Origin of the sequence: Bradyrhizobium sp. (assembly GCF_030646015.1) — a bacterium.
Lineage (GTDB): Bacteria > Pseudomonadota > Alphaproteobacteria > Rhizobiales > Xanthobacteraceae > Bradyrhizobium.
The window spans coordinates 1-15,015 of record NZ_JAUSLT010000134.1 but is presented as its reverse complement, the minus strand read 5'-3'; the positions used below and the strand labels follow the sequence as shown (position 1 = coordinate 15,015).

Annotated in this window: 10 protein-coding genes; 5 read left to right on the top strand and 5 right to left on the bottom strand. The window is 66.2% G+C overall.

All coding sequences use genetic code 11. From position 1 onward, the window contains the following. Positions 1 to 91 precede the first annotated feature (91 nt). Positions 92 to 5,722: a hypothetical protein gene (locus Q7T45_RS20730; protein ID WP_304873150.1), complete on the bottom strand. Its 5,631-nt coding sequence runs from the start codon at positions 5,720 to 5,722 to the stop codon at positions 92 to 94. Positions 5,723 to 6,119: 397 nt separating this feature from the next. Here Q7T45_RS20730 and Q7T45_RS20725 point away from each other — a divergent pair, with 397 nt between their 5' ends. Together Q7T45_RS20725 and Q7T45_RS20720 are read left to right on the top strand one after the other, a co-directional pair. Continuing rightward, a complete protein-coding gene (locus Q7T45_RS20725; protein ID WP_304873148.1) occupies positions 6,120 to 6,497 on the top strand; it encodes an Hpt domain-containing protein in 378 nt (125 codons plus the stop codon). Between the two features lie 128 nt (positions 6,498 to 6,625). Next, entirely contained in the window at positions 6,626 to 6,946 is a 321-nt protein-coding gene (locus Q7T45_RS20720) for a 2Fe-2S iron-sulfur cluster-binding protein (RefSeq protein ID WP_304873146.1), read from the top strand. 28 nt (positions 6,947 to 6,974) lie between these two features. Here the strand turns inward: Q7T45_RS20720 and Q7T45_RS20715 are convergent, their stop codons facing one another. Both Q7T45_RS20715 and Q7T45_RS20710 read right to left on the bottom strand, forming a co-directional pair. Further along, a complete protein-coding gene (locus tag Q7T45_RS20715) occupies positions 6,975 to 9,680 on the bottom strand; it encodes an autotransporter domain-containing protein (RefSeq protein WP_304873144.1) in 2,706 nt (901 codons plus the stop codon). Between the two features lie 140 nt (positions 9,681 to 9,820). Then, complete coding sequence (locus tag Q7T45_RS20710) at positions 9,821 to 10,018, bottom strand: hypothetical protein (RefSeq protein ID WP_304873142.1); 198 nt, start codon at positions 10,016 to 10,018, stop codon at positions 9,821 to 9,823. A 321-nt stretch (positions 10,019 to 10,339) separates the two neighbouring features. On the opposite strand from Q7T45_RS20710, the gene Q7T45_RS20705 reads away from it, so the two are divergent. After that, entirely contained in the window at positions 10,340 to 11,281 is a 942-nt protein-coding gene (locus Q7T45_RS20705) for a LysR family transcriptional regulator (protein WP_304873141.1), read from the top strand. 14 nt (positions 11,282 to 11,295) lie between these two features. Here the strand turns inward: Q7T45_RS20705 and Q7T45_RS20700 are convergent, their stop codons facing one another. Together Q7T45_RS20700 and Q7T45_RS20695 are read right to left on the bottom strand one after the other, a co-directional pair. Beyond that, positions 11,296 to 12,426, bottom strand: a complete 1,131-nt coding sequence (locus Q7T45_RS20700; RefSeq protein WP_304873139.1) for a S9 family peptidase — start codon at positions 12,424 to 12,426, stop codon at positions 11,296 to 11,298. Continuing rightward, the gene (locus tag Q7T45_RS20695; RefSeq protein ID WP_304873138.1) at positions 12,396 to 12,851 is read right to left on the bottom strand and encodes a thioesterase family protein; all 456 of its coding nucleotides are present in this window, start codon (positions 12,849 to 12,851) and stop codon (positions 12,396 to 12,398) included. The genes Q7T45_RS20700 and Q7T45_RS20695 overlap by 31 nt, the downstream gene beginning before the upstream one ends. A 176-nt stretch (positions 12,852 to 13,027) precedes the next feature. On the opposite strand from Q7T45_RS20695, the gene Q7T45_RS20690 reads away from it, so the two are divergent. Together Q7T45_RS20690 and Q7T45_RS20685 are read left to right on the top strand one after the other, a co-directional pair. Further along, a complete protein-coding gene (locus tag Q7T45_RS20690) occupies positions 13,028 to 14,056 on the top strand; it encodes an NAD(P)/FAD-dependent oxidoreductase (protein WP_304873136.1) in 1,029 nt (342 codons plus the stop codon). 125 nt (positions 14,057 to 14,181) lie between these two features. Continuing rightward, complete coding sequence (locus Q7T45_RS20685) at positions 14,182 to 14,805, top strand: DUF2147 domain-containing protein (RefSeq protein WP_304873135.1); 624 nt, start codon at positions 14,182 to 14,184, stop codon at positions 14,803 to 14,805. Positions 14,806 to 15,015: the final 210 nt, after the last annotated feature.

Here is a 15,015-nt window from a genome sequence, read left to right as displayed (position 1 = left end):
GAGTTGAGCATTGCGGAGCCGCAACCTGCGTCAAAAAACAAAATGGAGGCCGAGAGGCCTCCATTTTTAATCGCTACTCGCTAGTCGCAACTTATCCCAGCCGTCCCGCCGCATGCGCGAGCAGGGTGTAGACCAGACCGGTCTCCGAGGTGAGGTGGCTGCGCAGCATCGCCGGGCCGCGCTCGTCGCGGGCGACCTCATCGAGCAGGCGCTCGAACTCGGTGATGTAGCGGTCCACCGTCTGCTTGAAGGCGCGGTCGGCGCGGTATTTGCGGGCGACCTCGTCGAAGGCCTTCTGGCCGGCCGGCGTGTAGAGCCGTTTTGTGAACGCCTTGCTCTCGCCGCGCTGATAGCGATCCCACATCTCGGCGGCGAGGTTGCGATCCATCAGGCGGCCGATGTCGAGCGACAGCGATGCCAGCGGATTGTCGCTCGCTGCCGCTGGCGCGGGAGCGGGGCGGCGCGCCGCCTGGGCGGGGCCGGCGGCATCGGTGCGGTTCAACAGGTCAGACAACCAGCCGTCACGTCCCTGGTCGGAACTGGCGGGGCTAACCGGCGGCGCTTCGGTGCGGCGCGGGGCAGGCCCACCGAGGTCCGGCGGCGGCAGGGTCGATGCGGCGCTGCCGCCCATGCGCGGTGCGGAGCGCGACTGACCGCCGGCGGCGACCAGCATCGGCTCTTCCTCGCGCTGCACGCTGGCGCGGCCCGCGGAGACCACGTCGAGGCCGCGGCCATGATGGGCGACGATCCGGTTCAGTTCGGCCAACGCCTCGATCTGGTCGACGATCACCTTGCGCATCTGCGCGGTGCTTTCGGCGGCCTCCTGCGGCATTTCCAGCACGCCGCGGCGCAGCTCGTTGCGGGTGGCGTCGAGCTCGTTGTGCATTTCCGACGCCATCTGCTTCATGCTCGCCACCATGTTGGCGAACTTTTCCGCGGACTGCTTGAACATCGCGTCGGCTTCCTGGGTGCCCTGCTGATAGAGCTCGGCCATGGTGTCGGCGGTGAGCCGGCGTTCCTCCTCGGCCGCAGCCCGCACCGCTTCGAACTGATGGCTGATGGCGGCCGAACCCGCGCCTGCGGTTTCCGCAACCACGCGGGCGATATCGCGGGCGCGCTCTTCGGCGGCCGCCAGCGATTCATCCAGCAGGCTGGTGAAGCGCGACAGCCGCTGATCGAGATCGGCGGTGCGCAGGTCGATGGTGGTGACCAGCGATTCCAGCGCCGATTTGCGCTCGGAAACGGAGGCCGTGGTGCTGCGGTTGCTTTGCTCGACCACCGCCGCGGCCTCGACCAGCGCCTGGCCGTGGTGCTCGAACTGGCTGGACAGCGAACCGAGGTCCTCCAGCGCCTTCGAGGTCTTGGCGTTGAAGACGCTGAGCTGGTCTTCCAGCGTCTGCGTCGCGACGCCGTTGCGCGAGGTGACGTCGTTCATGGCGGACACGAAGTCGGCCACGCGGGTCACCAAGGCGCGCTCCAGCGAGTTGAGGTTGTCATGCGCGCCGGTCAGCACTTCCTGCAGCAGGATGTTGCCTTCACGCAGCCGCTCGAACAGGGCGACGGTGTCGGTGCGCAGGATCTTGCTGGTCTCCTGCATTTCGGTGACGGCCGCGATCGAAACCTGACGCGACTGGTCGATCGCCGCGCGCGAGGACTGCTCGAGTTCCTTCAGCGACTTGGCTACGGCGCCGGTGGCGAGTTCGCCGGCGGACGTGATGGTCCGCGCGACGTCGGAGCCGTTGGTCATCAACGACTGCGAGAACGCCTGGCCCCTGGTCTCGATCGATTTCAGGGCGTCGGATGTCACGCGATCGATGTCGACCGTGAGCTGGCTGGTCTTCGAGCCGATCGCCTCGACCAGCGTCCCGCGCTTGCCGTCGATCATCTGCGCCAGCCGGTCGGTCTGCTGCTGCACATAGGTGACGATTTCGTCGGTCTTGCCGGTCATGGTGGAGCCGAACGAGCCGCTGGCGGCAAGCACGGTGCGCTCGACTTCAGCCGAGGTCGACTTGACCTTGGAACTGACCTCGTTCGACGCGGCCACCAGTGCGCTCTGGGCGTTGAGCGCGCTGGTCTGGATATTGTCGGTAGTGTTGGCGGTGACCGTGCTGAGCGAACGCTCGATGTCTACAGCGATCGCCTTGATCTGGCTGGCGGCATCGGCGGAAGTCGCCGTCAGCGAGCTTTGCACCTCGCGCGCGCTGGCGAGGATCGAGGCGGCGGTGTCGGCGCCGACCGCCGTCAATGTGCGTTCCACATCGATCGCGAGCGACTTGACGTGGCTGGCGGCATCGGCGGATGCGGCGACCAGGGTGTTCTGGGCCTCGCGGGCGCCCGAGGTGATCGCCTCCGAGGTGGAAGCGCCGGCCACCGACAGCGAACGCTGGATATCCGCTGCCAGCGACCTGACCTGGCTGGTCGCATCCGCGGACGCATTGACCAGCATGTTCTGCGCATCGCGCGCGCCTGAGGTGAGCGCCTCGGCGGTCGAGGCGCCGGCCATGGTCAGCGTCTCGGCGGTAGAGGTGCCGGCCATCGACAGCGAGCGCTGGATGTCGGCCGCCAGCGACTTGACCTGGCTGGCCGCATCGTTGGACGCATTGATCAGCGTGGTCTGGGCTTCACGCGCGCCGGCGGTGACCGCCTCGGCGGTGGAGGTACCGGCGATCGACAGCGAACGCTCGACATCGGCGGCCAGCGACCTGACCTGGTTGGTGGCATCCATCGAAGCGGTGACCAGCGTGCTCTGTGCTTCGCGCGCGCCGGCGGTGATCGCTTCGGCCGTGGAAGTTCCGACCGCGGAGAGCGAGCGCTCAACATCGGCGGCCAGCGACTTGACCTGGTTCGCGGCATCCGTTGAAGCATTCACAAGTGTGCTCTGAGCTTCGCGTGCGCCGGCGGTGATCGTTTCGGCGGTGGAAGTTCCGGCCATCGAGAGCGAGCGCTCGACGTCGGCGGCCAGCGATTTGACCTGGCTTGCCGCATCCGCGGAAGCCGTAACCAGCGTGGTCTGCGCCTCGCGGGCGCCGGCGACGATCGAACTCGCGGTGGCGGACCCCGCGGCGGAGAGCGTGCGCTCGACGTCGGCGGACAGCGACTTGATCTGGCTGGCGGCCTCGGTGGAGGCCGACACCAGGGTGGACTGCGCATCGCGGGCGCTGGTCAGGATCGAGTTTGCGGCCCCGGTACCGACAGCGGTGAGGGCGCGTTCGACTTCACCCGAGGTCAGCTGCAGCTGTGCATTGACGTCGGATGAAACCGTCAGCAGCGATTGTTGCGCGGCGCGGGCGCCGGTCTGGATGGTCTCGCTGGTATTGACCACGAGGTTGGTCAGCGAGCGTTCCGCGTCCTCGACGTGGGACCTGATCCCGAACGACAATTCCTCGGCGCGGGCCATCAGGCCCTCGCTGGCCTGCCGGCCGCTGCTCTCGATGCGGCCTGCCACGGCTTCGATCCGCGAACCCAGGAGGTCCTCGAACTGCGCGACGCGCATGTCGATGTCGGAGGCAACCGCGCCGACCCGGGTTTCGATGCCCTGATGGATTTCCTGGAAGCGCGCGGTGATGGTGTCGGTCAGATGGGCGCTGCGGCCATCGATGGTCTGGGTCACGCCGGCAATGCGCTGGTCGATGGCTTCGACCGCCTGTGCGGCGCCCGTCGTCAGCGACGTGGTGAGATAGGTCAGGCGCGTGTCGATCGAGTGGATCGCCTGCGCGGTGCCGTCGGTCAACGACGTGGTGAGGTGGGTCAGGCGCGAGTCGAGCATGCTGACCGCCTGCGAGGCGCCGTCGGTCAGTGACGAAGCCAGCGTGCCCAGGCGGTTGTCGATGGTCTCGGTGACCGACTTCGCCCGCGTATCGAAATTCTGTTCGAGCGATTTGAGGCGGCCGTCGATCGACTCGTCGAACGACCTGATCCTGCCTTCGATCGAGCTGTCGAAGGATGCGATCTTGCCGTCGAGCGAGGTGTCGAGATGGGCGACGCGGCTACCCAGCGTGGTCTCGAACTGAACCAGGCGCTGGTCCAGCGAAGCGGTGATCTCGCCGCCATTGGTGCTCAGGCGGGTGTCGAAGGTGTCGACATAGGTCTTCAGGGTGTCCGAGATGTCCTGGGTGCGCTGACCCATGCGGTCGACGATTTCGCCGCCGAAGGTTTTGACGGTGCGGTCGAATTCCGAGATGTGGCGGGTGATCAGCGCGCCGAGCGTGCCCGAGTCGCGGGCGAATTTCTCCGCCAGTTCGCCGCCCTGGTTCCGCACCAGTTCGTCGAACGCGCTCATCTGCAAAGAGAGGGTGTCGTGCGCGGTTTCGGTCTGGCTGACGACCTTGGCCACCAGCGAGTTGACGGTGACGTCGAGCGCGTCGCTGGCCTTGTCGCCGGAGGTGAGGATCTGGGACGCCAGCCGGTTGCCGGCCTCGTCGATCTTGCTGACGAGATCGCCGCTGCGCAGTTCGAGCTCCAGCAGCAGGGAGTCGCTGGAATTCTTCAGCGAGTCGTGGACCTGCTCGGTGCGGTCGGAAATGCCGTCGACGATGGTGGAGGAGCGCTGCTCGAATTCGCTGGTGATGCGGTCGATCCGCTCGTTCAGCATTTCGTGGACGCGGTCGGCGAGGTCGACGAACTCGTCGTGGACGTGGCCGGTCTTGAAATTGAGGCTGGTGGTGAGGCGTTCGCTGGCGTCGAGCACGGCGCGCGTGGTCTCGGCGCTGGCTTCCTCGAGACGGTCGAGCAGGTCGCCGCCGCGCTCGCCGAGCGCGAGGATCATGTTGTCGCCGGCGTGGCTGAGCGCGCCGGTGATGTGCGCGCCGCGTTCTTCCAGCGCACCGGTGATGCTCTTGGCAACTTCGTCGACCCGCGATGCGATCGCATCCGAGATCAGCGCGATATCGTGGCGCAGGTCGATCTGCACGCCGGAGATGGCGCTGCGAACCTGCTCGGCCTGTCCGACCAGGTTGTCGCGCTGGTGGGCGATATCCTGCAGCAGCGCGCGGATGCGCACTTCGTTGTCGCTGTAGGCGCGTTCGAGCGCCGAGACTTCGTTGGCGACGAGGGTTTCGAGTTCGCCGGCGCGCGCGATCGCGCGCTCGACGCCGTCGCCCATGGCGGCGACTTCGCGGCGGATCGCCTGGCCGACGGTGACCATGGAGTCGGAGGCCGCACCCTCGGGCTCCGAAAAGCGGATCGCGACCTGCGCCATCGACTGCGCGATCATGCGCAATTCCTGGCCGCGCCAGGCAAGGCTCGCCAGGAAGTAGAACAGCAGCACCGGCGCAAAGAACAATGCGGCAAGGCCGGCCAGCACCAGCGTACCGCCGGGGCCCTGGCCGATCGACGCCTGCAGCGCGGGCAGGAAGCTGAAGGTCAGCAGCGCGCAGCCGATGATCCAGACGCCGGCAAACAGCGTGGCGAGGGTGTAGACGTTGCGGGCGGGGCGGCCCTTCTGGATCGCCTGCAGGATCTGGCCGATGGTTTCGCGGTCGTCATTGGCGGCGCGGCGGGCGGAGCGCGGCTCCTCGATCGGCTCGAAGATCTGCCGGTCGGCGCTCCGTGTGTCGAAGCTGTCATCATATGACGGCGGCGACGACGCATTGGACGCCGCATCGCTGCGGACCGAACCGCGCGTGTTGTCCGCTGCGGGCGCGTCATTGATGTTGAGGGCTTCCTGAATGGCAGAAAGCGCGACTTCGGTAGGGTCTTTGACCTTTTTGGGATTGTTCGCCATGTTCAGTCTGAGCCCTCGTTTTACTTTTTACGCGTCCGATGGAGGCTTGCTGGAAAGTCGCTCGCAAGCCCGAAACCGGTGTCGTTCCCCGTGCGGAGCCAAGGCGCTTCCGTCGCCCGCCTTCTCCGCCACCATCCGGAAACATCCTATTGGCAGAGCGGTGCGAATGAAATGGCCGCGATTAATACAATCTTAATCATCGTTAACAGCAGGGGCGCGTAACGCCTTACGGGTGCACAAAATTCCCGGATCGGGCTGCCGATTGAGGCGACTGTTCGCCGAAAACAAGGCGAACTTGCGGCAGGTACGCCAAACGTTCCATTAACCATTCCTGTGTTTGGCTGGCGAGAACGTCGCTGCCCGGGGCCGAATTCGCCGGGAGATTTGGACTATCGCCATGCCGCTTCATCTGGAACAGGTTGACTGGATGCCATCGCCCCCGATTGCTCCCGATGACGGTCCGATCGATCTCGAACATCTCCGGCGCATGACGCTCGGCGATGCCGGCCTCGAGCGCGAGGTGCTGGCGATGTTCGCGGCCCAGACCGTCGGCCTGATCGGCGCGCTCGCCGCCTTGCCTCCGGAATCAGGCGCGCTGGCGCATACGCTGAAGGGGTCGGCGCGCGCGATCGGCGCCTTTGCCGTTGCCGACGCCGCGGCACGCCTGGAAGCCGCCTTTCAGAAGGGCGACGATCCCGCACCGTCGCTTGCCGGACTCAGGGATGCCGTGACTGAGGCGCGCGCCGCCATCGACGCGATCCTGCGCCGATCCTGATCCGCCGGCCGCCAGAGGGCGCCTCCCGGACCGCGCGGCAGGTTTTCGCCCCGGCCGCTGGCGCAGAGCGGATCGACCCGTTATAGGACTGCCCGGACCTCTCTTCATCCCGGCAGTAACGAGCAATCATGGCCAAGATTCACTTTGTCGACCATAACGGCGAAACCCGCATCATTGACGTCGAAAACGGCGCGACCGTGATGGAAGCGGCGATCCGCAACGGCATCCCGGGCATCGAGGCCGAATGCGGCGGGGCCTGCGCCTGCGCGACCTGCCATGTCTATGTCGATGAAGCCTGGCGCGAGAAGGTCGGCGCGCCGACCCCGATGGAAGAGGACATGCTGGATTTCGGCTTCGACGTGCGGCCGAATTCGCGGCTGTCGTGCCAGATCAAGGTCAGCGACGAACTCGACGGCCTGATCGTGTCGACGCCGGAGCGGCAGGCTTAACGCCCGCCGCCGTGCCGTTGCGAAGCGCTCACCAGCTGTAGCGCGCCACGCCCTTGCCGCCATAGCTGCGGGTCACGTCGGAGAATTCTCCCTCGAAGGTGGCGGCGAGCGAGAAGCCATTCAGCCATTTCATTTCCGCGGAGGCGGTGGCGAGAGCTGCATCGCGGGCCTGCGCGGCGCCATTCACCACGAAGCTGGCGCCGGGCAGGGTCTGGAACGTTGGCGTGATCGAACGGTCCGGGTTGAAGTTGTGGGCCCAGGCCGCGCGGCCGCGCAGCGTCAGGATCGCGTCCTGCATGGCGAACGACCTGTCGGCGCGCAGTCCGAACTCGCTGCGGGTGGCGGTGACGCTCCTGGCGGCATAGCCCAGCGCGAACGTGTTGGCGCCGGACACCACCGTCTCGGCATAGTTCGGCAACTCGAACGTGACGAACTGTCCCGCCGCGTAAGGCGTGAGGCCCATCCACGGGGTAATGTAGCGATAGCCGCCCTCGGCCCGGCCCGACCACGCATTGGCGTTGAACTTGGCACGAAGCTGGTCGACGCCCGCGATGGTCACGGTGCGGTCGGTGGTGATGTCCTGCCAGCCATAGGCCAGCGCGGCGGAGAGGTAGGCCGGGCCGGCGGTATGACGGAGAAACGCGCCGGCCTGGAACAGATCGGAGCGGCCGCCGCCAAAGCCGTTGGCGATCGAGAAGCTGGTGCCGCCGCCGGCCAGCGCAAACCCCGCCAGCGTAAACGGCGAGAACCGGTAGTCGGCGCCGACGGCGGTGCCATAGACGCGGCTGGTGGCGGTGCTGGACCCGAGCGTGGCGTTGCCGTCGGTGGTTTGCGATCCGCCATAGCCTGCCGCCCACACGCTCCATCGCGGGATGAAGGCGACCGGCGGCGCGCCCGCCTTGGTGATCATGGCAAAGGCGTCGCGTCCCGGGCCGCGGCCGATGTTCGCCTCGCTGAATGGCGACGCACCCGATGCCGTCGATGTGTCGCCGCGCCGGTCGATGAACGGATCGGTCATCACGCCCATGAACAAGTTCATCGCGTCGACGGTCGTCTGCTGCGTGCCGACAGCCGTTTCGCCGGAGACCTGGCTCAATCCTGCCGGCGTCAGCGCGGCGAACGCCAGCGGAATGCCGCCGGTGGCATCGAAGAAGTTGGTCAGCGCATTTCCGACATGGGCCTGGTTGACGTTGAGGCCGCCGGGAATGGCGAAGTTGAGTGCAAGATTGAGATAGACGTTGTTGGCGTCGTAGCTCAGGCTCGAAGTCACGCTGGAAGGCAGGTTGTTGTTGACGAGCGCGCCGAAAGTGCTGCCGCCGAGCCCGCCGACGGCATTGAGGATGGTGTACTGCCTGGCCACGTAACTGCCCGGCGCGAAGCTGGCATTGACGGTCGCGCCGCCGAGCGTCGCGTTGCCGGTGACGTTGGTGAGGTCGGCATTGGAAGGCGATATCTCGACCATGTAGGACGAAGCCGCGGTGAAACTGAGATTGCCGTTCACCGTCAGCGTGCCGGTCGAATTGCCCGGCGCCAGCGTGCCGCCATTAATGGCGGTGTTGCCGACGGTGCCGGTGCCGCCGAGGGTGCCGCCGGCGTTGACCGTGGTCAGCGCGGACGTCGCGATCGAGCCGTCTACGCTCAGCGTGCCGCCGTTGACGGTGGTCGCGCCGGTATAGGTGTTGATGCCCGACAGGGTCTGGTGCCCGCCGGCCAGAATCAGCCCGCCGGTCGAGGAATTCAGGTTCTTCTTGATGACTCCAGCGAAATCCGCAGCCGCGTCGGTAACGATCAGATTGTGGTTGCCGACGATGACGATGCCGCCCGCGATGCCCCGGAGCGACCGGATCGAGACGTCCGCTCCCGCGTTGGCGACGTTGACGGTGGCGCCGCTGGTCGCGATGTTCACTTCGCTGGATGCGGCGACAGCTTGTGCGCTTCGAAGTTCCAGCTCCGCGTTGGTGCCGGTGAGCGTGGTGGCGCCGGTATAGGTGTTGTCGTTCGTCAACTTCAGCGCAGAATTCTGGCCAAGCGTCAGGCCGCCGCTGCCGTCGATGACGCCTTGCATGAAGGTGCTGACCCGAAGGGAATCATGCTCGATCGTCAGCGTCCTGGTGCCGAGATGCACTGCCGTTCCGGCCCCGCCGCCCAGAAAGCCGACCGACGCGCCGTTGACGGTTCCCGCGATATCCAGCGTGGCATTGTTCTGCATGGTGAAGAACGTATTGGTCACGTCGGCGCCGCCGGTCAGCGCGACGGTCCCCGCATTGATTGTGAACGTGCCTCCGCCGGGCCAGGTGGCGCCGCTGAAGGTGGAGGTGCCGGTGCCGTATTTCTCAAATCCGATCCAGGCGTTGGTGACGTTTCCCGAAAAGGCCGTCGAGGAATTGTCGGCACCGAACCGCAGGGTCGCGGAGCTGCTTCCGGAACGCAGCGTGCCCGCCCCGCCAAACGACGCGGCGGTTTGCTGGGTACCGTTGATGTTGAATGTCGCGCCCGCCGCGATGCTCAGCGCCGTGGAACTGCTGAGATGGTCGTTGGCGCTGACTTCGAGGGTGCCGGCGGAAACCGTGGTCGCGCCGGTGTAGGTGTTGGCGCCGGACAGAACCAGGGTCGAGCCGGCGCCGTTCTGAACGATGCCGCCGGTGCCCGTAATGGCGTTGGCGATGGTATGGGTACCGCCCGTCGAGGTGTTGAGAATGCCCCCCGACAGCGTCACGGTCTGCCCGCCGTCCACGGTATAGGAAGTCGCCGCGTTGGTGTTGAAGGTCCAGCCCGTCAGCGTGGCGAGGGCGGCGAGGGTGACGGTTTCCGATGCGCCTGCCGTATTGCCGAATGTGGCGGTGTCGGCGGCGAGATTGCCCGGGAATGCGGTATTCAGATTCCAGTTGGCAGGCGTCGTGTAGCCCGCGCCCGAACCGCCAACCCAGACGTAGTCGCGTCGGCCTGGGCGGGCGCGGCCAGCAACAGCGCGGCGGGCGTCAGCACCGTGGTGGAGACCAGCAGGCGGCGACCGAGCGACCCCAGGCGGCGGCCAACGGCGCCAACGGATGGCGGCTTTGCAATCATCATCACGTCACATCCCCACAACCATCCCGTTCCGGCGCACGTCAGCGCGCCGGCCGGTTCACATATCCGCATTGGCTTTCAGGTTACGCGTGAGCGGCGATGCCAGTTCACGCGTATGATCCCGACCCCGGACGCGACCATAGGTGCGATGCGGGACGGTGAAAAATTGAGTCTCTGAATGCCATCCATAACGCCCGCGAATGTTTCGCGGCATGGGCCCGAGGCCCGCGCTCGTTCGGCGGCGCACCGCTTTTGTCTTGGACAGCGGTGGTGTTGCCGACCTATGTATCACCCGCGCGAATGATTATTTGGGGGACGCGGACGGCCATGGCGACCATCAACCTGCGGAACGTCGATCTCAATCTCCTGATCGTGTTCGACGCCGTGTTCGCCACCGGCAATATCAGCCACGCCGCCCGGCAACTGGCGCTGAGCCAGCCCGCCGTCTCCAACGCGCTGACGCGGCTGCGCGAGCATTTCGACGATCCCCTGTTCGTGCGCGCCGGCCGCGGCGTCAAGCCGACCAACCGCTCGCAGCAGATGATCGAGCCGGTGCGCGAGGCGCTGCGGCTGATCCGCCAGCAATTCGACGGCGACCGCACCCTGGATATGGCTTCCTACAAGCGGCACTTCCGCATCGTGATGGTGGACCCGCTGGAGCCGCTCTTGATGGCTCCGCTGCTGCGCGAGATAGCCCGGCATGCGCCGCTGGTCACGATCGAGTCGCGGCCGCCGTGGAACACCAATGTCGCCGACGACATCATCGCCGGTACGCTGGATCTCGCCTGCTATACGTTTCCGGTCAGTGCGCCGGGGCTGGTGATGACCACGATCTGCCCTTGCGAGTATGTCGTCATTGCCCGCAACGACCATCCGCGCATCGGCAAGACGCTCGACCTGAAAACCTTCATGTCGCTCGGCCAGATCGCGCTGATCGGCGAGCTGCGCAACCACGCCACGGTCGATCGTGACATCATCACCCGCGGCGGCAACCGGCAGATCGCCTACATGGTCAACAAGGTGTGGTCGATGCCGGCGATGGTGGCCGACACCGATCTGGTGGCGGTGGTGCCGCGCCGCTTCGCGGAACGGATGGCCCCGATCTTCGGACTCACCTTGCACGAGCCGCCGATGCCGATCGCGGAACAGCATTTCCACATGATCTGGCACGAGAACAATAACGACGATCCCGGCCACAAATGGCTGCGCGAGACGCTGATGCGGCAATTGCGGCAAGACGGGCCGGCGGCGATGTCGTCAGGGCGCTAGCCGCGCGCGCGGCGTCACCGGTTGCCCTGGCCGGCGAGTTCATCGCCCTTCGCATACAGCGCGCAGTCCGGCGCATGTTTTGCGCATTCGGCAAGTGCCGCGGCCTCGGCCTGGGCTGGCGTTCGCAATCCGCTGCGGAAGGCGTATTGGCCCTTCGGCGACACCGCGAAGGCCTTGTGCGGGCCGCTGGCGAGGTAGGCGGCAAAAGCGGCACGGCCTTTTACGCTGAACTGCCGGGGCGGCGGAACTGCTGCAGTGGCAGGCGCGGCGATCAGGTCGCGGGTGCCGAGGTTCATCTCGCGCAGAAAACTATCGACCATCGGCGTCCAGATCGAGACTCCCATTGCGGAAAACAGGCCGTGGCCGTCGCGGCCGAAGGCGGGCGCGTCGATGAAACGAGCGCGTCCGCCGGCGGCGGTGAAGGCGGCATGCATCCGGCGCGCCAGTTGCGGTCCGAAGTACTTGTCGTTGCCGGCATAGACCCACAGCGACGGAATTCGCGATGTCTTGCCCAGGCTTGCGAAAGCGCGAACCAGTGCGTCCTCGTCGCACACGTCATCGTCGGCGCGCGAGCCGCGGCCGCCGGCGAAATTGATCACGGCGGCGAGGCCCGGCGGCGGATCGGCCGACAGCGCGATGCTGGCGAATCCGCCGGCGGAAACGCCGGCTGCGATCATGCCCTTGGTGGTGAGGTCGGCGCGACGGCCCATCGCATCGACGGCGGCGCGCAGGTCGGCGGCCGAAGCGTTGGCCGAGGCGAGATAGTTGCGACGATCGCAGGGGCCGTTGCTTTCGGCATAGCCGCCGCCGGAATCGCCGTAGCCGCGGCGCATCACCACGACGGCGGCAAAGCCGCGGCGGGCAAATTCGATGGCCTGCACGTAGAGGCCGTTGGGCGTCATGCCCTCGCGGGCCGCGGCATCGCGCGGCGTGCCGTGGCTGAGCAGCGCCAGCGGATAGCGCCCGGTGCCTGCGGGGCGGATCAGCATGGCTTCCAGCCCGCGGGGACCGGCGGCCGCCATCGGGATCCGCAGATCCTCGCGATGCAATGGATCCGCCGCGGTGGCGGGCGCCGCCGCGAGCAGGGCAACGACCGCCGCCAGCGCGAGGCGGATCATTTTCCGTCGAAGCCGCGGTGCAGCCATGGCTGGAAACTCCGCAAAATCTCCTCCGTCAGCGGCGTCGGCTTGCGCGTCGCCTCGTCCAGCAGCACCGAGACCGATCGCGCCGAGGCGACGCAGACGCCTTCGGAAAACACCACCTGGTCGAACGTCACCGAGGTGCGGCCGAATTTCACCACGCCGAGCCCCATCTCGATGGTGCCGGGCCAGCGCAGCTCGGCGCGGAAATGCATGTCGAGCCGCACCATGATCCAGGTGACGCCATCGGGCATCAGCCCGTAGCTGCGGTCCTTCATCAGCGTGACGCGGCCGGTTTCGAAATAGCTCGCATACACCGCATTGTTGACGTGCTGGTTGGGATCGAGGTCGGCGAACCGCACATTGTCCGTCAGCCGGTAGGGGAAATCCTCCAGGCGAGGCGTTGAATCGACGCGGGCAGGGGCGTTCACGGGCAATCTCCTGATATTCCCAGCCGTTACAGCCCAGTTAGTCAGCTCCGGCAAGGGGTTGCCGGGCAGCCCAGCCGCCCATTTATGGCTTTCCTCGCCCCCCGGCGTTGGCTAGACAGGCGCAGCCCAAAGGCACCCCGGCCGGCCGGCGACGGTTCAACTGAAAAGAAGCTGACATGAGCGAAGCGATCAAAACCGATGTGCTGATTATTGGCGCGGGCCCCTGTGGACTGTTTGCCGTGTTCGAACTGGGCCTGCTCGACATGAAGGCGCATCTCGTCGACATCCTCGACAAGATCGGCGGCCAGTGCGCCGAGCTCTATCCGGAAAAGCCGATCTACGACATTCCCGGCATTCCCTTCGTCACCGGCCAGGGCCTGACCGACGCGCTGATGGAGCAGATCAAGCCGTTCAACCCGACCTTCCATCTCAACGAGATGGTGGAGACGATCGAGAAGATCGGCGATCCCGGCTTTCGCGTCACCACCGATGCCGGCCAGGTGTTCGAATGCAAGGTGGTGGTGATTTCCGCGGGCGGCGGTTCGTTCCAGCCGAAGCGGCCGCCGGTGCCGGGCATCGAGGCCTATGAAGGCACCTCGGTCTTCTATTCGGTGCGCAAGATGGAGCAGTTCCGCGACAAGGATCTGTTGATCGTCGGCGGCGGCGATTCCGCGCTGGACTGGACCCTCAACCTCCATCCGATTGCGAAGCGCGTCACGCTCTTGCACCGGCGCGACGATTTTCGCGCGGCACCGCACAGCGTCGAACAGATGCGCGCGCTGGTGGCGGCCGGCAAGATGGAATTGAAGATCGGCCAGGTCACCGAGCTCGAGGGCAAGGACGGCCAGCTGACGGGCGCTACCGTCAAGGGCAACGACAACGCGCTGACAAAGATCGCCTGCGATACCATCCTGCCGTTCTTCGGACTGACCATGAAGCTCGGCCCGGTCGCCAATTGGGGCATTGCGCTGGAACACAATCTGGTGCCGGTCGAGACCTCCGCGTTCGAGACCAGCGTGCCCGGCATCTTCGCCATCGGCGACATCAACACCTATCCCGGCAAGCTGAAGCTGATCCTGTGCGGCTTCCACGAGGGATCGCTGATGGCCCAGAAGGCGCACCGCTACGTCTATCCGGACAAGCGGCTGGTGTTCCAGTACACCACGTCGTCCTCCAGCCTGCAGAAGAAGCTCGGGGTCAACTGATTCCGTTGGCAATGCCATAAAAGAGGCACGCCGGCCGGCCCTGAGGCGGGCCGGCGGCACTGGAACCGTCCGCGAAATGGCCTTAGTCTGGGGCCATTGTTTTATGGATTGGTCAGGTGGTGAAAATGCAGACTGCGATATCCAGAATTCGACAAACGTTTTTGTTCGCGATCGGCTTTGGCTTGCTCGCCACCATGGCGGCGGCGCAAGTCGCCGAGCCGACCGCCGCGGGGCTGTGGCAGAAGATCGACGACGGCAAGCCGGTAGGCTGGTTCCTCGTGGTCGATCGCGGCGGGATCTTCGAGGGGGCGATCGCCAAGACCTTCCCGCTGCCCGGCGAAGCGCCCAACCCGGTCTGTTCGAAATGCACCGACGATCGCAAGGATGCGCCGGTGCTCGGCATTTCCTTCATCCGCGACATGAAGCGCGACGGCTTGAAATACGAGAACGGCAACGTGCTCGATCCGCGCGACGGCAAGATCTACAAGGCCAAGATGAGCGTCAGCGCCGACGGCCAGACGCTGACCATGCGCGGCTACATGGGAATCTCGCTGTTCGGCAAGGACGAGATCTGGACCCGGTTGCCGGATACGGCGATGGCGCAGCTCGATCCGGCCGTGGTCGCAAAATACCTGCCGGCGCAGGCCGCGGCGATGAAGCCGGCGCCGGTCGCAAAACAGCCGGCCGCGCCGAAAAAGACCAGCGCACCCGTCCCGGCGCCGGCGCCCGGAGCCCCGTCCGCGCGTTAGAGCAATGTCTCTCTTCCCCCCCTCCTCCCGCGCGCCCTTGCGCGTGGCGGGGAGGGGTCGGGGGTGGGGGGTGCTTCAGCAAATTCGCTGCCAGTCGAATGCGCGAATTCTCTGACGGCGGTCTCAGCAAATTTTCTGGCAGTAGAGCTCGCCGATAGACCCCCCACCCCCGACCCCTCCCCACCACGCGGCGTAGAGCCGCGCGGGGGG

Excerpts from the sequence above, each read along its gene's own strand:
- Q7T45_RS20685 (WP_304873135.1), top strand. The coding sequence starts at position 14,182 with ATGCAGACTGCGATATCCAGAATTCGACAAACGTTTTTGTTCGCGATC.
- Q7T45_RS20730 (WP_304873150.1), bottom strand. The coding sequence starts at position 5,722 with ATGGCGAACAATCCCAAAAAGGTCAAAGACCCTACCGAAGTCGCGCTT.
- Q7T45_RS20705 (WP_304873141.1), top strand. The coding sequence starts at position 10,340 with ATGGCGACCATCAACCTGCGGAACGTCGATCTCAATCTCCTGATCGTG.
- Q7T45_RS20725 (WP_304873148.1), top strand. The coding sequence starts at position 6,120 with ATGCCGCTTCATCTGGAACAGGTTGACTGGATGCCATCGCCCCCGATT.
- Q7T45_RS20720 (WP_304873146.1), top strand. The coding sequence starts at position 6,626 with ATGGCCAAGATTCACTTTGTCGACCATAACGGCGAAACCCGCATCATT.
- Q7T45_RS20700 (WP_304873139.1), bottom strand. The coding sequence starts at position 12,426 with ATGGCTGCACCGCGGCTTCGACGGAAAATGATCCGCCTCGCGCTGGCG.
- Q7T45_RS20690 (WP_304873136.1), top strand. The coding sequence starts at position 13,028 with ATGAGCGAAGCGATCAAAACCGATGTGCTGATTATTGGCGCGGGCCCC.